This is a genomic window from Ruegeria sp. BE10 (assembly GCF_056538905.1).
The window spans coordinates 445939-465249 of sequence record NZ_JBQFTX010000001.1; the positions used below are offsets into that span (position 1 = coordinate 445939).

The 19311-nt window shown below is 56.3% G+C and carries 19 protein-coding genes and 1 tRNA gene; 14 read left to right on the forward strand and 6 right to left on the reverse strand.

All coding sequences use genetic code 11. The annotated features are described in order from the left end of the window. The first annotated feature begins 12 nt into the window (after positions 1–12). Positions 13–1446 carry a sensor histidine kinase gene (locus ACR0M2_RS02185; RefSeq protein ID WP_480636293.1) on the forward strand — a complete coding sequence of 478 codons (1434 nt, stop codon included), beginning with the start codon at positions 13–15 and terminating at the stop codon, positions 1444–1446. Positions 1447–2270: 824 nt separating this feature from the next. Here the strand turns inward: ACR0M2_RS02185 and ACR0M2_RS02190 are convergent. Next, positions 2271–2357: transfer RNA gene (locus ACR0M2_RS02190), tRNA-Leu, on the reverse strand. Between the two features lie 142 nt (positions 2358–2499). Between ACR0M2_RS02190 and ACR0M2_RS02195 the strand changes: the two genes are divergently transcribed. Both ACR0M2_RS02195 and lipB read left to right on the forward strand, forming a co-directional pair. After that, the gene (locus ACR0M2_RS02195; protein WP_480703933.1) at positions 2500–3159 is read left to right on the forward strand and encodes a DsbA family oxidoreductase; all 660 of its coding nucleotides are present in this window, start codon (positions 2500–2502) and stop codon (positions 3157–3159) included. A 39-nt stretch (positions 3160–3198) separates the two neighbouring features. Beyond that, the gene (gene lipB / locus ACR0M2_RS02200) at positions 3199–3855 is read left to right on the forward strand and encodes a lipoyl(octanoyl) transferase LipB (RefSeq protein WP_480703934.1); all 657 of its coding nucleotides are present in this window, start codon (positions 3199–3201) and stop codon (positions 3853–3855) included. Positions 3856–4144: 289 nt separating this feature from the next. On the opposite strand, the gene ACR0M2_RS02205 is transcribed toward lipB, so the two are convergent. After that, the gene (locus ACR0M2_RS02205) at positions 4145–5089 is read right to left on the reverse strand and encodes a cation diffusion facilitator family transporter (protein ID WP_480703935.1); all 945 of its coding nucleotides are present in this window, start codon (positions 5087–5089) and stop codon (positions 4145–4147) included. 81 nt (positions 5090–5170) lie between these two features. On the opposite strand from ACR0M2_RS02205, the gene ACR0M2_RS02210 reads away from it, so the two are divergent. Continuing rightward, entirely contained in the window at positions 5171–5596 is a 426-nt protein-coding gene (locus ACR0M2_RS02210) for a MerR family transcriptional regulator (RefSeq protein ID WP_480703936.1), read from the forward strand. Here ACR0M2_RS02210 and ACR0M2_RS02215 read toward each other — a convergent pair whose 3' ends face one another. Next, positions 5597–6016: an HIT family protein gene (locus ACR0M2_RS02215; RefSeq protein WP_480703937.1), complete on the reverse strand. Its 420-nt coding sequence runs from the start codon at positions 6014–6016 to the stop codon at positions 5597–5599. A gap of 305 nt (positions 6017–6321) precedes the next feature. Here ACR0M2_RS02215 and ctaD point away from each other — a divergent pair, with 305 nt between their 5' ends. The 4 genes from ctaD to ACR0M2_RS02235 all read left to right on the forward strand — a co-directional run bounded on the left by ctaD (position 6322) and on the right by ACR0M2_RS02235 (position 10410). Further along, positions 6322–7980 (forward strand): cytochrome c oxidase subunit I, encoded by a 1659-nt coding sequence (gene ctaD / locus ACR0M2_RS02220; protein WP_170348353.1) that lies wholly within the window; start codon positions 6322–6324, stop codon positions 7978–7980. A gap of 160 nt (positions 7981–8140) precedes the next feature. Beyond that, complete coding sequence (locus tag ACR0M2_RS02225; RefSeq protein ID WP_480703938.1) at positions 8141–9169, forward strand: bestrophin family protein; 1029 nt, start codon at positions 8141–8143, stop codon at positions 9167–9169. Between the two features lie 105 nt (positions 9170–9274). Next, on the forward strand, positions 9275–9874 hold the full coding sequence (locus ACR0M2_RS02230) for a 2-hydroxychromene-2-carboxylate isomerase (RefSeq protein ID WP_170348351.1): 600 nt from the start codon (positions 9275–9277) through the stop codon (positions 9872–9874). Positions 9875–9918: 44 nt separating this feature from the next. Next, the gene (locus ACR0M2_RS02235) at positions 9919–10410 is read left to right on the forward strand and encodes a DUF2244 domain-containing protein (protein ID WP_170374822.1); all 492 of its coding nucleotides are present in this window, start codon (positions 9919–9921) and stop codon (positions 10408–10410) included. A 25-nt stretch (positions 10411–10435) separates the two neighbouring features. Here the strand turns inward: ACR0M2_RS02235 and ACR0M2_RS02240 are convergent, their stop codons facing one another. Beyond that, positions 10436–10921 (reverse strand): GatB/YqeY domain-containing protein, encoded by a 486-nt coding sequence (locus ACR0M2_RS02240; protein ID WP_170348349.1) that lies wholly within the window; start codon positions 10919–10921, stop codon positions 10436–10438. Between the two features lie 183 nt (positions 10922–11104). On the opposite strand from ACR0M2_RS02240, the gene carA reads away from it, so the two are divergent. Next, entirely contained in the window at positions 11105–12271 is a 1167-nt protein-coding gene (gene carA, locus ACR0M2_RS02245) for a glutamine-hydrolyzing carbamoyl-phosphate synthase small subunit (protein ID WP_480703939.1), read from the forward strand. An 84-nt stretch (positions 12272–12355) separates the two neighbouring features. After that, complete coding sequence (locus ACR0M2_RS02250) at positions 12356–14233, forward strand: glycosyltransferase (protein WP_480703940.1); 1878 nt, start codon at positions 12356–12358, stop codon at positions 14231–14233. On the opposite strand, the gene ACR0M2_RS02255 is transcribed toward ACR0M2_RS02250, so the two are convergent. Beyond that, positions 14234–14881, reverse strand: coding sequence for a GntR family transcriptional regulator (locus ACR0M2_RS02255; protein ID WP_170348346.1), 648 nt, complete (start codon positions 14879–14881; stop codon positions 14234–14236). It abuts the gene before it with no gap. A gap of 100 nt (positions 14882–14981) precedes the next feature. Here ACR0M2_RS02255 and ACR0M2_RS02260 point away from each other — a divergent pair, with 100 nt between their 5' ends. The 3 genes from ACR0M2_RS02260 (at position 14982) to ACR0M2_RS02270 (ending at position 17234) form a co-directional block, all read left to right on the forward strand. Next, positions 14982–15626 (forward strand): pyrimidine 5'-nucleotidase, encoded by a 645-nt coding sequence (locus ACR0M2_RS02260; RefSeq protein WP_480703941.1) that lies wholly within the window; start codon positions 14982–14984, stop codon positions 15624–15626. An 86-nt stretch (positions 15627–15712) separates the two neighbouring features. Then, on the forward strand, positions 15713–15961 hold the full coding sequence (locus tag ACR0M2_RS02265) for a hypothetical protein (protein ID WP_480703942.1): 249 nt from the start codon (positions 15713–15715) through the stop codon (positions 15959–15961). 76 nt (positions 15962–16037) lie between these two features. After that, on the forward strand, positions 16038–17234 hold the full coding sequence (locus ACR0M2_RS02270; RefSeq protein ID WP_425080832.1) for a UbiH/UbiF family hydroxylase: 1197 nt from the start codon (positions 16038–16040) through the stop codon (positions 17232–17234). A 10-nt stretch (positions 17235–17244) separates the two neighbouring features. On the opposite strand, the gene ACR0M2_RS02275 is transcribed toward ACR0M2_RS02270, so the two are convergent. After that, positions 17245–18372 carry an aminotransferase class V-fold PLP-dependent enzyme gene (locus tag ACR0M2_RS02275; RefSeq protein WP_425080833.1) on the reverse strand — a complete coding sequence of 376 codons (1128 nt, stop codon included), beginning with the start codon at positions 18370–18372 and terminating at the stop codon, positions 17245–17247. Between the two features lie 233 nt (positions 18373–18605). Between ACR0M2_RS02275 and ACR0M2_RS02280 the strand changes: the two genes are divergently transcribed. Next, positions 18606–19307 (forward strand): GntR family transcriptional regulator, encoded by a 702-nt coding sequence (locus ACR0M2_RS02280; RefSeq protein WP_480703943.1) that lies wholly within the window; start codon positions 18606–18608, stop codon positions 19305–19307. The last annotated feature ends 4 nt before the right edge of the window (positions 19308–19311 follow it).

Here is a 19311-nt window from a genome sequence, read left to right on the forward strand (position 1 = left end):
GAAGACATCTAGATGACAGCCATCGACGCCAATCTGCCGGACCGGGATTCTGGTGAAACGGAAAACCGGCTTCTGCAAAACATAATAGATTATACTGCCATGAGCTTTGCGCTTCTGTGGCAGCGGCAGGCTATTTATCTGGCCACGACCATTTTGACTGCGTTCTTCTTCGATCCCGTTAACGCCATGCTGTTCTATGGGACAATCCTCATATGCGAAGCGCAAGATTTATTGCTGGCCAAACGCGTACCGCGCTTAAAGCCAGATCAGCACAAAGCAATTAGTATGATGGTTGCTTGGATTCTGTTGAACACGATCCTCAGCTCAACTGCAATCTGCCTGTATGCTGTTTCAGTTGCTTTCGCACAACCCGCAGGCGGTCACTTTACTCCAATGTTCTTCTTGTTTGCTGCGGCGTTGTTTGCTGCAATGAACAACCATCAGTTTCTGTGGGCAATGATTGTCCGTCTGACCATGTACGGCGTATCGTTCATGTTGATTGTCGTAAAAGATATCTGGACCGAACGCCCCGAGCTTTCATCTGAACTCTGGCTGCACTTCTTCACCGTTATCTTTGTAATGTACTTTCTGATTGACTGTTCGATGGTGTTTCTGAAGCTCTACCGCAGGAATTTGGAACAACTCGAAAAGCTCAAAGCAGAGCACGAAAGAACAAAAGCGGCCTACATTGCGAAAACTCAGTTCATATCGACAGTTAGCCATGAACTGCGTACGCCTCTCACTTCGATCAAAGGATCACTTGACCTAATCAACACAGGCGCATTGGGTGAAGCTCCAGAATCAATGCAAAGCCTCATTCATTTAGCAGGTAAAAACTGCGAACGGCTCGCATCCCTAATCAATGATGTGCTGGACATTCAAAAAATGGAAGCGGGCGAGATGAACTACCGTGAAGGAACTGTTGATGTACATGCGCTGATTCAGGAAGCGATTGCATGTAACATGGGATACACCAGTGCTCACAACGTAGAAATTGTAGAAGACTTAAGGGGAAACAATGATCTGTACGTTAAAGGTGATGCCTCCCGCCTTCTTCAGGTGTTGGCCAACATTATCTCCAACGCAGCTAAATTCTCCCTTGATGGAGGCGAGATAACCGTCGGATGCGAGAAAGTCGGCGGGAATATTCGCCTCTTCGTCAAAGACCATGGCATCGGGATACCTGAGGGGTTCCATGACAAAGTTTTCGATTGCTTTTCCCAGATAGACTCCTCCGATGAACGTCACGCAGGCGGTACCGGACTCGGGATGCACATTTCAAAGGAAATTGTTGAGCATTTTGGCGGTACAATAGACTACAGAAGCAAACTTGGTGAAGGCACAGAGTTCTTTGTTATGTTTCCCGCGATAAGCGGGCACGAGGTAGGTTCTGCCGGAGCCGAGCACACCTCACTAACCTGCGCCGTGCAATCCAAGCAACTTTAGCCGAATCCCACTAAGCAAGTCACAATGCTTTTTCGAAGGAATCCCTTGGTTTCAGAGCGGATTTTTCGCAGTAAAGTTAACGCCAAAATTACATGACCTCATGGCAAGCTCGAATCCGCCTGCGGTAAAATGAGGGAGCCTGCATATTGCCAAAACAACTCCGAAAAGAAAATGCTGTCCCGATCATACGATCGAAACAGCAAACTCGTTACCAGGTACATTTCCGAAGGTGCAGTAGATTCACAACTTTCGGCAAATAGGCCTACTACTTGCAGGCCGCGATATTTTAACGAACATCATAAGGGATGAGCTGTCCATGCACCGAGAATTTCTCGTGTTTTGTTTGTTTCAGTTGTTCTAATTGATGTAAACCGGAAACAAAGAAGCCAATGACCGCCGGACTGTCAACATATTCAGCTTCTTCATCGATTCGGCGTACTCTATTTGAACTAATTCACTCAAGTTTTGACGCCCAACTCAGATTGTATGGTCGTCACAGTTCTTAAGCCCGTATTGCACGTTTATCTCTATATTCGCGGCTAATCAGCCTTCACAGGTGCGGCAGCTAATTTCATTGACGCACTCATACAGCCTTTTAACCAGCAGTGGAGATTCATCCTCGATAAACAGTAATTGGTGGAAGCCATTTATGTACTTGATCGGTTGTCGGGCACTCTACTCGACGATCGGAGGCATCAGCGCACGCGTGCAGAAGCAGCGAAAGCGACTACGTTGCGCAGATGACCAAATCACAAGCCTTTAGGTGGACCAAGATCGTTCACGCCAACATGATAAATTGAAATTACACAACGAGATGAATTGTATGGTGCGGTCGAGAAGACTCGAACTTCCACGGGTGTTACCCCACAGCGACCTCAACGCTGCGCGTCTACCAATTCCGCCACGACCGCACTGCCAGTGACTTGGTAGAGGCGCGTATAGACGCAGATGATCAGGATGTGAAGAGACAAAAACACGCCAGTTTGAATTCCCCGCCTGTATTCATATCTGTATCGTCAACGTATCCTTCATCTTCCGCTCAGGAGTCTGAACATGACTGCCGCAGATCCCCGCCCCATCCTTCAGATCGACATCATTTCAGACGTCGTCTGCCCCTGGTGTATCGTCGGATTTCAACAGCTTGATCTGGCTCTGAAGCAGGAAAATGTTCTGGCGCGCCTTAGATGGCATCCGTTTGAACTGAACCCCACCATGCCGCCCGAAGGTCAGAATCTGCGCGAGCATATCATGGAGAAATACGGCTCAACCGCTGAACAGAGTCAACTGAATCGGGATCGGCTGACGCAGTTGGGGGCCGAGCTGGGGTTTGCGTTCAATTTCAATGAAGACAGCCGAATGGTGAACACCTTTGCGGCCCACCAACTGTTGGACTGGGCCGAAGCTCAGGGCCGCCAGCATCCGCTGAAACTTGCCCTGTTCAAGGCGTATTTCACCGACCAGAAGGATGTGTCGAAGATTGATGTGTTGCTTGAAGCAGTTGCAGAGGCCGGTCTGCCCGTTGATGCGGCGCGATCTGCGCTGGAATCCGGTGCGCATGTCGCCGCAGTACGTAAGAAGCAAGAGTTCTGGACCAGCCGGGGTATTTCCGGTGTCCCGTCAATGGTGTTCGGCGGCAAATATCTGGTGACCGGAGCGCAGGGCACGGACACCTATGCCCAGATTTTGCAAAGGTGCCTGGCCGAGGCCGCCTGACCCCTTCCCCTTGCCGCACCTGCGCGATATGGAACCGCCATGGAATGGAAGATCACCGACGGGTTAACCGATTACACTGAAGCCGTCGCTTTTATGGAGGCGCGCGTCGCGGCCATCGCTGCGGGCGAGGCGGACGAGTGTGTCTGGCTGCTGGAACACCCGCCGCTCTATACGGCAGGCACCTCGGCCCGGTCCGAGGATCTGACGGATCCAGATCGCTTTCCCGTCTACGAAGCCAAGCGTGGTGGAGAGTATACTTATCACGGCCCCGGTCAGCGCGTGGCTTATGTCATGCTGGACCTGAACAAACGCGGCAAGGATGTGCGGGGCTTTGTCAAAAAGCTTGAGACTTGGGTGATCGCAGCCTTGGCCGAGTTCAACGTTAATGGCGAAATTCGCGACGGCCGTGTCGGCGTGTGGGTGCAACGTGATGACAAGCCGCTTACGGTGACCGGCCAGCCAGCCGAAGACAAGATCGCAGCCATTGGATTGCGCCTACGCAAATGGGTCAGCTTTCACGGTATCTCAATCAATGTTGAACCTGATCTTGAGCATTTTTCCGGCATCGTCCCCTGTGGAATCAGCGAGCATGGTGTGACGTCTCTGGTCGATCTAGGCTTGCCTGTAACGATGGCCGACGTGGACGCTGCCTTGCAAAAAACCTTTGCGGAAAGTTTCGAAACGGCGATCGCATAGCCTGAATTCGAATCGCTAAACGCGGCAAGGCGAATTGACAATTCCCCCTAAGAATTCCCTTTGTTTCCGAACCCGTATGCAATCTGCCATTTAGCCCGTTAATTTTGAGTTTATTTGGCGGAAAGCTCACTCAGAACGATACAAATTGCGCGTTAACGGGTAGTCTAACTTTACCGTTCTAGAGTGAGTGGTGTGTTAAACCGGTGATCCCGGAAGACCTGGGTGTCGGAAAAAGTGTTTGTTTACGAGTCTGCCGTTCCGACCCCAAAATCGGAACGGCAATTCCTTTTCAGGACCCTTGCAAATTGTCATGTCCAAACCGGGGCAATGCTGCATGCGTTTTGCCCGCGCGCTCTAACTCCAATGTGACATGCCCGATTGCGAACCGCGACCTCAGGGTTTCTTTCACCAACAGTCTTATGGTTTCCGCGTCTGTCCAGCTTTGGGCGTCGATCTCAAGATGCGCGGTCAGGGCTGGTTCCTGCTCCTGCATGCTCCAAAGGTGGATATGGTGGACACCGGCCACTCCTTCAGTGGCTTCGATCTCGGTGGCCACATCCTCGGGCGACAGATTGGGCGGCGCGCCCAGCATCAGCACCCGGATCGTTTCTCCGATCTCAGATTTCACGTGCCACAGGATGTAGACCGAGATCAGGATCGTCACCGCAGGGTCGACCCAGGTCCAGCCAAACAGTATGACGGCCGCACCTGCGACAATGACGGCAACCGATCCAAGGGCGTCAGCGACATTGTGGATAAAGGCCGCACGGATGTTCATGCTGTCCTTCGACATCGAATAGGTCAGCGCAGCGGTGATAAGGTCGACGACCAAGGCAAGCGCGGCGATCCAGACAACCATCCAGCCGTTGACAGGCTCGGGCTGGAAAAACCGCATGACACCTTCGTACAACAGATACACCGACAACACGATCAGTGTGGTGTAATTGACCAGCGCCGCGACCACCTCAGCCCGGCCATAGCCAAAACTCATGCGCGGATCGGCGGGGCGACGGGCAATCTTACGTGCGAAAAAAGCGATGATCAGGGCGATAGCGTCCGAAAAATTGTGCAATGCGTCTGCAATCAACGCCAGAGACCCAGAAAAGATGCCGCCGATGACTTGCGCCAGGGTCAGCAGCATATTCACCCCTATCGCCCCTGCGACGCGCATATCGCCTGCGTCCGGGTCGATATGGTGATGGTTATGTTCCTCGTGGCCGTGATGATGTGCCATGGTGCCGGTGTTCCTTGTTTTGGCTGCACAGCACATGTAATTCCTCTAGCCACTAGAGGTTCAAGAGAGGAAAGCCGAAAAATGTACTCGATCGGAGAGCTTTCCCGGCGAACCGGCGTCAAAGTGCCCACAATCCGGTTTTACGAAGACAAAGGGTTGCTGCCAAAGCCGGAAAGAACGGCTGGAAATCAGCGCCGGTATGACACTGCCGTATTAAATCGGTTGCAGTTCATTCGCCACGGGCGAGACCTTGGCCTGCCTTTGAGCGATATTGAGGCACTGTTATCCTTGGAAGGCGCGCATGGCGATGATTTGAACCGGGCACATGAAATCGCCGAACGTCAATTGGCGGATGTACGCGAGCGTATCGCCCAATTGGTCAGGCTTGAGGCGGAACTGACCCGTATCGCCTCGGCCTGTGACGGTGGGCACGACCATGTGTGTGCCGTGCTCCACACGTTTGGCGACCACAGCGCGTGTCTGGGGCCACATGACAGTAAGGACTGATCAGGCCAGAGCCGCTTTGATCTTGTCTGCGTGCTGGGCAATCAGGTCGAAATCGCCCATATTGCCCGGCGGCCGCACGGCAACACCGTCCTGACGCGGCAAAATATGGAAATGCAGGTGGAACACTTCTTGCCCGCCTGCGGCCTCATTGAATTGCTGAACGGTGACCCCGTCGGCGTCAAACGCCTTGACCACTGCCTTCGCCAATTTTTGAACCGTCGCTGTCACGGCGGCCAGTTGCGCGGGTGATGCGTCCAGCAGGTTCCGGCAGGGTGTTTTGGGGATCACCAACAGATGCCCGTCGGACCGCGGCATGATATCCATAAAGGCCAGCGTTTCGTCATCCTCGTACACGCGGGTCGCGGGAATTTCCCCGCGCAGGATCTTGGCAAAGATGTTGTCGGGATCGTAAGCGGCCATATCTTGTCTCCGGTTTCGGGAATTGGGGATAGTACTGCGACCCACACAACCGGGGGTCAAGGCGGAACTCTGCCACGCCGCACGAATGGGCAGAAGAGGACCCTTGAAATTTTGACAGCCATCGCCAGATAGGGCCTGACTGAGACCAAGAATTCGCGGGATTTCCTCCTGCCCGCGACAATTATTCTTGATCCAGATCAAACTCGGCCATTGAAGGTGCCCCCTTCGCCCTCTAAAACCAGCAGGAATCCCGCGCGCCAGAGAGGTCTGGCTGCGCGGTGCAGTTGCAACAGGAGGCACCTATAATGGCAGACGCAGCCATTCATGGTCACGAGCATGAAGATAATCGCGGTTTCTTTACCCGCTGGTTCATGTCGACCAACCACAAGGACATCGGGATTCTGTACCTGATCGTCTCGGCACTTGCCGGTCTGATCTCGGTTCTGATGACCGTTTACATGCGGCTCGAGCTGATGCACCCCGGTGTGCAGTTCATGTGCCTGGAAGGCTTCATGGCCGACCCGTGTACCCCGAACGGACACCTGTGGAACGTGATGATCACCTACCATGGTGTTCTGATGATGTTCTTCGTTGTCATCCCGGCTCTTTTCGGCGGATTTGGCAACTATTTCATGCCGTTGCAGATCGGCGCGCCGGATATGGCGTTCCCGCGGATGAACAACCTGTCCTTCTGGCTGTACGTCGCCGGTACCTCGCTGGGCGTGGCTTCGTTGCTGAGCCCCGGTGGGAACGACCAGCTTGGTTCGGGTGTCGGATGGGTTCTATATCCGCCGCTGTCCACGACCGAGGGCGGCATGTCCATGGACCTTGCGATCTTCGCCGTACACGTATCGGGCGCCTCCTCGATCCTCGGCGCGATCAACATGATCACCACCTTCCTGAACATGCGTGCCCCTGGCATGACGCTGTTTAAGGTGCCGCTATTCAGTTGGTCGATCTTCGTCACTTCGTGGCTGATTCTTCTGTCGCTGCCGGTTCTGGCCGGCGCGATCACCATGTTGCTGATGGACCGCAACTTTGGCTTCACCTTCTTTGACCCGGCAGGTGGCGGTGACCCGATCCTGTATCAGCACATCCTGTGGTTCTTTGGCCACCCGGAAGTGTACATCGTGATCCTGCCCGGCTTCGGCATCATCAGCCACGTGATTGCGACCTTCGCACGCAAGCCGATCTTCGGTTACCTGCCAATGGTCTGGGCGATTATCGCAATTGGCGTTCTGGGCTTCGTCGTATGGGCGCACCACATGTACACCGTTGGCATGTCGCTGCGTCAGCAGGCGTACTTCATGTTGGCCACAATGGTCATCGCGGTGCCGACAGGCGTCAAGGTCTTCTCGTGGATTGCCACAATGTGGGGCGGTTCCATCGAGTTCAAGACGCCGATGCTGTTTGCCTTCGGTTTCCTGTTCCTGTTCACCGTTGGTGGTGTGACCGGCGTTGTACTGTCACAGGCAGGTATCGACCGTGCCTATCACGACACCTACTATGTCGTTGCGCACTTCCACTATGTGATGTCGCTCGGTGCTGTTTTTGCAATCTTTGCCGGTGTCTACTTCTACTTCTCAAAGATGACTGGTCGTCAGTACTCAGAGTTCTGGGGCAAGGTTCACTTCTGGCTGTTCTTCATCGGCGCCAACCTGACCTTCTTCCCGCAGCATTTCCTGGGTCGTCAGGGCATGCCCCGCCGCTACATCGACTATCCTGAGGCTTTCGCCCAGTGGAACTTTGTATCGTCGATCGGTGCGTTCATTTCCTTCGCTTCGTTCCTGCTGTTCTTCGGCATCGTGATCTATGCCCTGCTGCGTGGCGCGAAAGAGACCCGTCCGAACCCTTGGAACGAATACGCGGACACGCTGGAATGGACCCTGCCCTCGCCGCCGCCTGAGCATACGTTCGAGCAGCTGCCAAAGCAGGAAGACTGGGACAAAGGCCACGCGCACTGATCCCGCAGTCCGATAAACCCATTAAAGCCCCGCCTTGAGCGGGGCTTTTTTTGTGTCCGGTCTCTGCACCCTGTCCGGCACGTGCATAGACACATCCAGCACCATGGGAATAGTATTCAAAAACAGGAATTCAGGGACCCCGGCGGAAGACACGCAAACCATGATACTTCATGATGGCATTTCGATCAGAAAACTGCTCAAAGGTTCGGTCGGTTTTATCGGTATCGTTCTGGCCTGGATTTTAATGGTTCAGGTGGTCGATGAACTGACGCCGATTGACCTGATTTCGAATCCCAGCCCACCAGTAGCGATGTTGGGTTTGGCAGTGGCGTTTTTTCTGGGCTTCAAGAACACTTCCACCTACGGCCGCTGGACCGAAGCCCGCGGGGTTTGGGGTGATATCGCCAATACAAGCCGGGACTGGGGCAATACGATCAGTACCCTGGTTCAACCAAATGGCTCAGTGATTGAAGAAGACCTGCGCGATGAACTGATCGAGCGGCACATCGCCTGGATAAACATGCTGGCCTATCAGCTGCGCCAACCTGCAACTACCGGTCGCAAACGCAGGCCATGGATGTTCGGCCACAAGCCCGTATCAGGCCGCGAAGACCTGCATCAAAAACCCGAAAGCTGGCGGAACAGTCAACTTGAGGCGGATTTGCCGCTGTTAGAGGACAAGACCAACCGCGCGGCCTGTCTTATCAACCTGCAGGCCCGTCGTTTGTCAGACATGGCGCAACAGGGAAAGATAGACCCCTTCTGGCATGTCGCGCTGATGGATCGCTTATCCCGGTTTACGACGGCGCAAGGTCAGTGCGAGCGGATCAAAAACACTCCATTCCCGCGTCAGGTTGCCGAGGTCGGCCGCCTGTTCAGCTGGATATTCATTTTCATGTTGCCTCTGGCCTTCAACGACGAACGTTCCATCATGGTGGGCACCGATGCCTCGATGATAAGAACAGTGCTGTTCGACTGGATGACCTTTGCCCCTGTCGGCGCGCTGGTTTGCTGGATCTTCTTTGTGACCGAGCGCGTCAGTGCCTCGATGGAGGATCCGTTCGAAGGGGATGTCACCGACGTGCCAATCTCGGCGCTGTGCCGAACAATCGAGATCGATATGCGTCAGATGACCGGCTGCGGTGTTGCGCCCCAACCCGCGCAACCTGTCGAAAAAGCCCTGTTTTGAACAACGTGCCACCACGCTGGTGAACCGCGTGTTTCAGGCAAAATTCGAAAATCCGACCATTTTAGGGTATGATAGGCGAAGGAACTCTGAGATCGGAGTGATTACATGCCCGAAATTGATTTTTGGTATTCCATTGGCAGCACCTACAGCTTCCTGACGATCATGCGGCTGGATGATTGGTGCGACGAACATGACGTTGCCGTAACTTGGCGGCCCTTCAACGTACGCACGGTCATGGCGGATCAGAAGAATATTCCCTTTGCAGGTAAACCGGTGAAGTCCGCATATATGTGGCGCGATATCGAACGTCGGGCCGCAAAATATCACATCCACGCCAAGCTGCCCGTACCCTACCCGATCTCGGACCTGGCGCTTGCCAATCAGGTTGCCTTGCTGGGCATGGGCGACGGCTGGGGCAAGAATTTCACGCTGGCCCTGTATCGCATCTGGTTCGAAGAAAACATCGAAGCCGGCAGCGAAACCGCGATCTCAGAAGCGCTGCACAGATGCCAGCAGGACCCGCGCCTGGTACTGTCCCGCGCTCGCAGCCCTGATACCGTGGCCGCACTTGAAGCGGAAACCGAACGGGCCGCCAAGCTGGGTGTTTTCGGCGCCCCCAGCCTTGTCGTCCGCGGCGAGGTTTTCTGGGGAGATGACCGACTGGACGACGCGCTATCCTGGGTGCGTGTTGGCCACGTTGCGTAATCATTTCCCTTCGAAACGACACAGCATTGCGCTACATATCAGCCATGCCCTACCGATGGACAAAAACGTCTGAAACTGAACAGGAATTGCGCCTCTGGCCGCATAATTCACTGCCTCCACGCGGGGCGATGATCGTGATTCTGTCCGTGTTTCTGTTTGGACTGATCCCCCTGTTGGCAGTGCTTGGGTCGATCATCCTTTGGGGGCTTTTGCCTTTCCTGCTGATAACCGTTCTGGGACTGTGGCTGGCGATCCAGACCAACTATCGCGCGCGCAGCGTGTTCGAGATTCTAACTCTGACCGGCACACGGGCGCACCTCGTCCACCATGACCCGCGCAGCGGCCAGCAGGAATGGACCTGCAACCGTTATTGGGCCCGCCCCGAAATGCATAAACGCGGTGGGCCTGTCCCGAATTACGTGACGCTGACCGGAGATGGGCGCGAAGTTGAAATAGGGTCATTTCTGTCCGAGGAAGAACGCATCGCGCTATACGACGACCTGATACAAAAACTGCGCGAACCGGTCGCGCAGTAAAAGCCGTTTCAGACTGAAAGAAGGATCAGCAACCGCCGCCTGTTGCCGCGCAAAGCTGATCTTTGACCATCGGCCCGACTTTGCCAAAATCCATCTGGCCGGTGTACCGGGTCTTAAGTTCTCCCATCACTTTGCCCATGTCGCGGATCGAACCCGCACCTGTCGCAGTGATTGCCGTTTGAATGGCCTTGGAAACCTCGTCATCGTCCAATTGCTTGGGCAGAAACTCCTCGATGACTTCAACCTCACGCAACTCGCGCTCGGCCAAATCCAGCCGTCCGCCTTCTTCATAGGCGCGCGCGCTTTCCTTGCGCTGTTTGGTCATTTTACCAAGAATTTCAAGGACCTCGGTATCGCCGCAGCCCTTGGCCTCTTCGTTTTCTGCAGCCCGCGAGGCAATATCGCGGTCCTTGATCGCGGCATTGATCAAGCGCAGCGTCGACAGACGCTCGGCATTCTTGTCTTTCATTGCTTGCTTCAGGGCTGAGTTCACCCGTGATCGCATATCCATATGTTCTGTCCATCCCCATGGAAAAGGAACCCTGACCATATCGAAACAAAAAGCGTGATACAACAGGGGGTGAATATCGCTAAGTAATTGATTTTCCACAATAGCCCAAATTTTGAACAGACTTGACCCAGCGCCACAACCCCCTTAGGTATGCGCCGATTTACCCAGCAGGAGAGTCGCCCCATGGCCCAGAACGCCCCGTCCAAGCCCACCGCATGTCTGGCTTTGGCCGACGGAACATTGTTCTACGGGATGGGCTTCGGTGCCATCGGCCAAACCGTGGCCGAGTTGTGCTTTAACACTGCCATGACCGGATATCAGGAGATCATGACCGATCCCTCTTATGCCGGGCAAATCGTGACCTTCACTTTCCCCCATATCGGCAACGTCGGTGTAAACCCCGAGGATGACGAAACCGGCGATCCGGTTGCTGCCGGGATGGTGGTCAAATGGGACCCGACCGATGCGTCCAACTGGCGCGCAACCGAAGAGTTGAAGACCTGGCTGGCCAGCCGTGGCCGCATCGCTATCGGTGGTGTGGACACCCGCCGCCTGACGCGCGCCATCCGGCAGCAAGGCGCGCCGCATGTGGCGCTGGCCCATGACCCCGAGGGCAATTTCGACATCGCTGCGCTGATTGCCGCTGCGCGGGGTTTTGCTGGGCTTGAAGGCATGGATTTGGCCAAAGAGGTCACCTGCGCCCAAAGCTATCGCTGGGATGAGATGCGTTGGGCCTGGCCCGACGGATACACCCGTCAGGAAGCCCCCGTGCACAAGGTTGTCGCCATCGATTACGGTGCCAAGCGCAACATCTTGCGTTGCCTGGCGTCGGCTGGATGCGATGTAACCGTATTGCCCGCCACCGCGACAGCGGCCGAGGTACTGGCCCACAATCCTGACGGAGTGTTCCTCTCTAACGGCCCCGGCGACCCGGCCGCAACGGGCGAATACGCCGTGCCGATGATCAAAGAGGTTCTGGACACCACCGAACTGCCGGTCTTTGGCATCTGCCTTGGCCACCAAATGCTGGCGCTGGCGCTTGGCGGTCAGACCGTCAAGATGAACCACGGCCACCACGGCGCCAACCACCCGGTCAAGGATATGGACACTGGCAAGGTCGAGATCACCTCGATGAACCACGGCTTTGCGGTGGATGCGCAATCCTTGCCCGACGGCGTTGTGGAAACGCACCGCTCGCTGTTTGACGGGTCGAACTGCGGTATCCGCATGACCGACCGTCCGGTTTATTCGGTACAGCACCACCCCGAGGCCTCGCCCGGCCCACAGGACAGTTATTATCTGTTTGAACGCTTTGCTGAGGCAATGGCAGCCCAGAAAGCACAGGCATAATAGCCAGTTCGATCATAGTTAACCTGGTGTTAACCTAAATTGCGCAACCCTGACGTCTGGTAACCGCGTCAGGGTTGTTTCATTATGGTCGAATTAAACCTGCAGCATTTCGCGCGTGCCGCACCGATCCCTGCGCAAGACCGTAAGCCATTGGGGGCGTGTCTGATTGATCGAGGTCTGATCACCCGGTCACAACTGGACGAGGCGTTGTTTCTGCAATCCTGGCAACAGGCACTGCTGGGCGAAATTCTGGTGGCCGAAGATTGGGTCACCCGTAAGGATATTCTCTGCGCGCTGTCCGAACAAACCGGTCTACAGATTGCCGATATCAACAGTTCGCCCCCGCCCCTGGAACTGTGTCAATTTAAACCAGTTGAATTCTGGCTGAAACATAACGTCATTCCCTGGCGCCGCCTGGGTCCAATCCTGCTTGTGGCAACTGCGCGACCCGATCTGTTCCCCGCCGTGCGCAGCGGGTTTGAGGATGCCGGTTACACCGTCATGCCGGTACTCGCCGGTGCCGATCAGATCGACAACACCATCGCGCGCATTTACGCCTCTCCGCTTGCCCAATCGGCCGAGACGCGCGTGGAGCTGGATCAAAGCTGCAGATCATGGACCCCGAAATCTCGTATAGGACCCGCCCTTGCCCTAACAGGGCTTACGGGGCTGTTTGCTGCTTTCCCCACGACAGGGCTGACCGTTCTGGTCGCCGCCGCCGTGATCAGCCTTGTCTTGTTTTTGTGCCTGCGCCTTGCCGGGCTGCTGGCCTTTGTCTGGCATTCGGCAAAACACCGGCCCAGGGCAAACCCAGCAGCCCCGCCACAAGCGTTGCCTTGTGTGTCGATCATGGTGCCGCTTTATAAGGAACGTGAAATCGCCGACGCGCTCATTCATCGGTTGCAACGGCTTACTTACCCCAAGGCGCTACTGGACATTATTCTGGTGCTTGAGGAAACCGACGAGGTAACACGCGCCACTCTTGCTCAGGTTGCTCGGCCCAGTTGGATCAGAACCGTCGAAGTGCCCGAGCTGAACGGTCTGACCACCAAACCCCGCGCCATGAACTATGCGCTGGATTTCTGCCGCGGCGATATTCTGGGTGTCTGGGATGCCGAGGACGCGCCGCAGCCTGATCAGATCGAACGTGTCGTCCGCCATTTCACCCAGGCGGACGAAGATGTTGTCTGCTTGCAGGGCGTATTGGACTACTACAACCCTCGCACCAATTGGCGGTCCCGTTGTTTTACCATTGAATACAACAGCTGGTTTCGGGTCGTCCTTCAGGGCGTCGCGCGGCTTGGTCTTGTTGTGCCCTTGGGCGGAACCACGTTCTTTTTCCGCCGTGACAAGCTGTTGGAGTTGGGCGGCTGGGACGCCCACAACGTCACCGAGGACGCCGATCTTGGTGTGCGCCTTTCGCGCGCCGGCTATCGCACCGAAATGGTGGACACCGCCACCTATGAAGAGGCCAATTTCCGCGCCTGGCCCTGGGTGCGACAAAGATCACGGTGGCTAAAAGGGTTCATGGTGACCTACCTGGTTCACATGCGGGCCCCCACGCGGCTGCTTCAAGATCTGGGGCTATTTCGGTTTTTAGGCGTGCAGGCCTTTTTCCTGGGAACTGTCGGGCAATTCCTGCTGGCACCGGTTCTGTGGCTGTTCTGGCTGACAAGCTTTGGCTTGGCCAGCCCAGTAGACCCCATTCTCTCTGACAACGTTCTGGCGGCACTGATCGGCCTTTTTCTAAGCGCCGAGATCACCAATATTGCAGTTGGCACCATCGCCGTTTCAGCGCGTGAAAGACGGTTTCTATTGCCATGGGTACCGACCATGCCGCTGTATTTCCCATTGGGTGTTCTGGCGGCCTATAAAGCCTTATGGGAATTGGTGCTGAACCCGTTCTTCTGGGACAAAACGCAACACGGGCAGGCCAGCGAAGAAAGCCTGCCGCCCGCGTGATCAGTTCTCGCGCAGAACCGCGTCCTGTTTCAGCCGCGTCATGAACGCCACAGAAATGTGATCCTTGAGCGCGCGTGCCGCGGCCTCTTCGTCGCGCGCAGCGATGGCTTCGACAATTCCCTTATGTTCGCTCTGCGCAATTTCACCGCGCCCCTGCACCGCCAGCGACGTCGTGGCCATCAGTGCCATGGTGCGATGCACAAGATCCAGCTGTTGCACCAGATAGCGGTTGTGCGAGGCCAGATGTATCTGCTCGTGAAACCGGCGGTTCGCCCGAGACAAAGCCTGAGGGTCGTCGACCAGCGCGTCATCCTCGGTCACCATTTCCTGCAGCACTTTGATTTCTTCTTCGGTGGCGTGCTTTGCGGCCAGCTTGGCCGCTAACCCTTCCAACTCGCGTCGTACGACGTACAACTCGGCCATCTGGTTGTGGTTCAGCGAGGCCACGATCAGTGACCGCCCGTCCCGCTCCAAGAGGGATTGCGTTTCAAGTCGCTGCAGAGCTTCGCGAATAGGTGTGCGCGATACACCGAACCGTTCGGCAAGCTCGCTTTCGACCAGACGGTCACCGGGCTTGTAAACGCCTACGTCGATCGCTTCGAGAATTAGGCTATAGGCGTCTTTGGACGGCTGTCTGGACTGGGGCATATGGTGGTTTGTCTCCTCGTTCGGATATGTCTATCCGTCACTTGCCCTTTGGATCAAGAGCAGCATTGAAAACCGTGCCTTTGCGGCCTAAACAAACCCCATGGTCAAACCAGCTTTTGCTCACGTCACCCAATGGGTGTTCGACCTCGACAACACGCTCTACCCGCCGCATATGCGCCTGTTCGATCAGATCGAGGTGTTGATGACGGATTACGTGGTGCAGGCTATCGGCGTTGACCGGGCCGAAGCGGATCGGCTGCGCTCACATTACTGGCGGCAATACGGAACCACGCTGGCTGGGCTGATGGCCGAGCATGATCTGGACCCCGATCCCTATCTGCACGCCGTCCATCAGGTCGACATGAGCCACATGGACCCCGATGCCGAACTGGCCGATCACATCCAATCCCTGCCCGGTCGTCGGATCGTGTATACCAACGGCAGCGCGCCCTATGCGGAACGTGTACTTGAGGCGCGCGGCCTCAACGGTCTGTTCGATGCAATCTACGGGGTCGAACACGCCGGTTATCGCCCCAAGCCCGAACAGGCAGCGTTTGAGGCTATCTTTGCGCAAGACGGAATCGATGCTGCGAAGGCCGCCATGTTCGAGGATGACCCGCGCAATCTGGCCGCCCCGCATTCAATGGGAATGCGCACCGTCCACGTCGCGCCCGAGCCGCACGAGGCGGACCATATCCACCATCACACTGACGATCTGACCGCCTTTCTGGCTCGCCTGCGATAGGCTGTCACACTGCGACGATCCGCACATTCTGCAGGTGCGAAATCGATCCTATATGCGCCTCAGCGACGAACAGAATCGGAGACCCCATGAGCGCGATCGAGATGCCTCGGCGCCTGCCTATTTGGCAGCGCCTGTTGTTTGCAATCCCCGTTTTCGGCTGGCTGGCCCGCGATGCTGCCAACGGAGCGGCCGAGGATTGGTATTACACGGCAGCCGCCATTTTCAGCATGTGGGGATGTTCGGCGCTGCTCTTCGGCCTGCCTGGGCTTTACATCCCAGCCGTCATGATGGTGCCGATGATGTTCATCCTGCTCATCCTGATCTCGCGCGGCTGACACACGGGACAGGATGTCACTTGGCACCGGCCTTGGAACCGAACTAGGTTCTGCCCAAGACTCGGAGACCAAGGCCATGACTGACAGCTGTGATATCCTGATTTCTGGCGGAGGAATCGCCGGACTGACCGCTGCGGCGGTCTTTGGAACTGCCGGGTTCGACGTGGTTTGCGTCGACCCCGCGCCACCGATTACCGAACGAGATGTGGACGGATCCGACCTGCGGACCACCGCCTTTTTGCAACCTGCGCATGGGTTGTTGGCGCAATGCGGGCTGTGGCAACGGCTGGACGAATACGCGGCACCCCTTCAGATCATGCGAATCGTGGATGCAGGAGGCGACGTTCCCGAACCGCGCGTAGTGCGCGATTTCAACGCTGCCGATATTTCGGACCAACCCTTTGGTTGGAACCTGCCCAACTGGTTGCTGCGGCGCGAGATGGTGACCCGCCTGGCCGAACTTCCCAATGTCGATTTCCGCCCCGGCACCGGCACCGTCAGCCTGTTTACGCGCACCGCCGAAGCCCGTGTGGGGCTGAGCGATGGCAGCCGTATACGCTGCAAGCTGGTGATCGCCGCAGACGGGCGCAATTCCCCGATGCGCGAGGCCGCGGGAATCAACGTCCACACCACCCGGTATGGCCAAAAAGCACTGGCCTTTGCGGTCACACATCCGATTCCGCACGACAATGTCTCGACCGAGATTCACCGTTCCGGCGGGCCGTTCACTCTGGTCCCCCTGCCCGACTGGCAAGGGCAGCCCTCATCGGCGATTGTGTGGATGGAGCGCGGCCCACGGGCGGTCGAGTTGCTGAACACCGACCCCGAGGCGTTCGAGACGCTGATGACCGAACGCTCTTGCGGGTTGTTCGGGCCGCTGAAACTGGCCTCGCGCCGGACGATCTGGCCGATCATCAGCCAGTCGGCAGAACGGCTGGCGGGCGAAAGGGTCGCCCTAATGGCCGAGGCAGCCCATGTGGTGCCCCCCATCGGCGCGCAGGGATTGAACATGTCACTGGGTGATCTGCGTACCTTGCTGGATCTGGCACAAGCACGACCCGAAGGTCTGGGCGATGCTCAGATGTTGGACGCTTATCACAAGGCCCGCCACACCGAAATCGAGATGCGTGTCAAAGGTATCGACCTGCTGAACCGCGCCTCGATGATCGAGGCGCGTCCACTGCGGGATGCACGGGCGATGGGGTTGAGCGCGCTCTATTCCCTACCGCCCGTACGAAAGACATTGATGCAGATGGGCCTCGGCGTACGCTGAGGCTCCGCAATCAAAGAACCTGATCCAGTACACGCTTGAGCCGCGCGATTGTGCCATCAACGTCATAAAGCTTGTCCAACCCGAACAGACCCAACCGGAACGTGCTGAACCCTTCGGGCTCATCACATTGCAGCGGAACACCTGCCGCGATCTGCATACCCAAAGCGGCGAATTTCTTGCCATTCTGAACTTCGGGATCCGACGTGTAGGTGACCACAACCCCCGGCGCGCCGAACCCGTCTGCCGCGACCGAGATCAGGCCTTTGTCTTTCAGCATCGCCCGCACCCCGTTGCCCAAGGCCCACTGAGCGTCCCGCAACTTTTCAAAACCGTAATCACGGGTCTCGACCATGGTGTCCCGGAACGCCTGCAGCGCGTCGGTTGGCATGGTCGCGTGATACGCGTGCCCACCATTCTCATACGCCTGCATAATCTGCCGCCATTTCTTCAAATCCACAGCGAAACTGTCAGACGTTGTCTCCTCCAGCCGCGCTTCGGCTCGTTCGGACAGCATGACCAGACCGGCGCAAGGCGAGGCGCTCCACCCTTTCTGAGGGGCCGATATCAGAACATCCACGCCGGTGGCCTTCATATCAATCCAGGCACAGCCCGAAGCGATGCAATCCAGCACCATCAATGCGCCAACCTCATGCGCGGCCTCCGCCATGGCAGTCACGTAATCACTCGGCAATATGAGGCCTGCGGATGTTTCCACATGCGGTGCAAATACGACATCGGGGCGTTGCTCGCGAATTGTTGACACCACCTCTTCAATCGGTGCCGGCGCAAATGGGGATGGGCTGGAGTTGCCGGTTTGCCGCGCCTTGAGTACGGTCGCCGATGCCGTCAAATCCGCAGATTCGATTATCTGGCTCCAACGATAAGAAAACCACCCGTTGCGCACGACCAGAACGTTGGCGTTACGCGCGAATTGGCGCGCCACAGCTTCCATCCCATAAGTACCGCCACCAGGGATCACCGCAACGCCATCGGCGTTGTAAACATCACACAAGATGGACGAAACATCGCGCATGACAGTCTGAAACCGGGCTGACATGTGGTTCAGCGACCGATCCGTAAAAACAACCGAAAACTCTTCGAGCCCGTTCGGGTCGATACTTTCCAAAAGCGCGGGCATGATATGTCCTTTCAAACTGTCCTTCAGAATTTTGAGGCCTTTTTCGAGAATGGTACAGCCCCAGTCTCGTGCTGATAATTGACGCAACGGAAGTCAAAATCCTAACAAAAAATTAACCACGAAAAGCTCTAATTGAACAACTCGTTGACGCCAAATAGGGTCACCACCCCTTTACACCCAGAGGTGTTTCTGAACAGATACATACACTTTGTACAAGAAAGGTATTGCTTCTCGTGACTGCTCAAAAGCGGATCAGTTTTCAGGTCGTACGTGACGAAGTTAAGCGGCGAATTGAAAGCCGGATTTGGCCACAAGGATCTCTGCTGCCGACAGAAACGCAGCTTGCTGAAGAATTCAGTTGCGCGCGTGCAACGGTAAACCGCGCCCTGCGCGAGCTCGCCGAGCAAGGGTTCGTAGAGCGCAAACGCAAAAGCGGCACGCGGGTAAAAAAGGAGCCCAGCAAACACGCCAAGCTGGAGTTTTCTCTGGCCCGTCAATCAGTTGAGAATCAAAACTCAATCTATCGCTATGCACTTGTTGAACGGAATGTCGTATCCAGCCCCGGTTGGCTGGCCTCGCAACTCAGCGTTTCGCCCGACGCGCGGGTGCTGCATGTGATCTGCATGCACTATGCGGACAACCGCCCCTTTCAGCTAGAGGAGCGCTGGATCAACATCGACACAGTACCTGACGTTGAGCATGCGGATCTCAACACGCGGGGTCCCCACGAGTGGTTGCTGAACGTTGCCCCCTTTACCGAGGCTGAGGTTGCATTCTGCGCAATTTCCGCCGACGGAAGGCTGGCAGAATTCATGGGCACCACTGCCGGAACGTCGATGATTCAATTGGAACGCACTACTTGGAAAGATGGTGTTCCGATGACCTTTGCCCGGATGACGCATCACCCCGGCTATTGCATCCGCACCAAATATTGACCCG

Bases quoted from the DNA above. Each gene is read 5' to 3' on its own strand.
- ACR0M2_RS02185 (WP_480636293.1), top strand. From the start codon at position 13: ATGACAGCCATCGACGCCAATCTGCCGGACCGGGATTCTGGTGAAACG.
- ACR0M2_RS02195 (WP_480703933.1), top strand. From the start codon at position 2,500: ATGACTGCCGCAGATCCCCGCCCCATCCTTCAGATCGACATCATTTCA.
- lipB (WP_480703934.1), top strand. From the start codon at position 3,199: ATGGAATGGAAGATCACCGACGGGTTAACCGATTACACTGAAGCCGTC.
- ACR0M2_RS02205 (WP_480703935.1), bottom strand. From the start codon at position 5,089: ATGGCACATCATCACGGCCACGAGGAACATAACCATCACCATATCGAC.
- ACR0M2_RS02210 (WP_480703936.1), top strand. From the start codon at position 5,171: ATGTACTCGATCGGAGAGCTTTCCCGGCGAACCGGCGTCAAAGTGCCC.
- ACR0M2_RS02215 (WP_480703937.1), bottom strand. From the start codon at position 6,016: ATGGCCGCTTACGATCCCGACAACATCTTTGCCAAGATCCTGCGCGGG.
- ctaD (WP_170348353.1), top strand. From the start codon at position 6,322: ATGGCAGACGCAGCCATTCATGGTCACGAGCATGAAGATAATCGCGGT.
- ACR0M2_RS02225 (WP_480703938.1), top strand. From the start codon at position 8,141: ATGATACTTCATGATGGCATTTCGATCAGAAAACTGCTCAAAGGTTCG.
- ACR0M2_RS02230 (WP_170348351.1), top strand. From the start codon at position 9,275: ATGCCCGAAATTGATTTTTGGTATTCCATTGGCAGCACCTACAGCTTC.
- ACR0M2_RS02235 (WP_170374822.1), top strand. From the start codon at position 9,919: ATGCCCTACCGATGGACAAAAACGTCTGAAACTGAACAGGAATTGCGC.
- ACR0M2_RS02240 (WP_170348349.1), bottom strand. From the start codon at position 10,921: ATGGATATGCGATCACGGGTGAACTCAGCCCTGAAGCAAGCAATGAAA.
- carA (WP_480703939.1), top strand. From the start codon at position 11,105: ATGGCCCAGAACGCCCCGTCCAAGCCCACCGCATGTCTGGCTTTGGCC.
- ACR0M2_RS02250 (WP_480703940.1), top strand. From the start codon at position 12,356: ATGGTCGAATTAAACCTGCAGCATTTCGCGCGTGCCGCACCGATCCCT.
- ACR0M2_RS02255 (WP_170348346.1), bottom strand. From the start codon at position 14,881: ATGCCCCAGTCCAGACAGCCGTCCAAAGACGCCTATAGCCTAATTCTC.
- ACR0M2_RS02260 (WP_480703941.1), top strand. From the start codon at position 14,982: ATGGTCAAACCAGCTTTTGCTCACGTCACCCAATGGGTGTTCGACCTC.
- ACR0M2_RS02265 (WP_480703942.1), top strand. From the start codon at position 15,713: ATGAGCGCGATCGAGATGCCTCGGCGCCTGCCTATTTGGCAGCGCCTG.
- ACR0M2_RS02270 (WP_425080832.1), top strand. From the start codon at position 16,038: ATGACTGACAGCTGTGATATCCTGATTTCTGGCGGAGGAATCGCCGGA.
- ACR0M2_RS02275 (WP_425080833.1), bottom strand. From the start codon at position 18,372: ATGCCCGCGCTTTTGGAAAGTATCGACCCGAACGGGCTCGAAGAGTTT.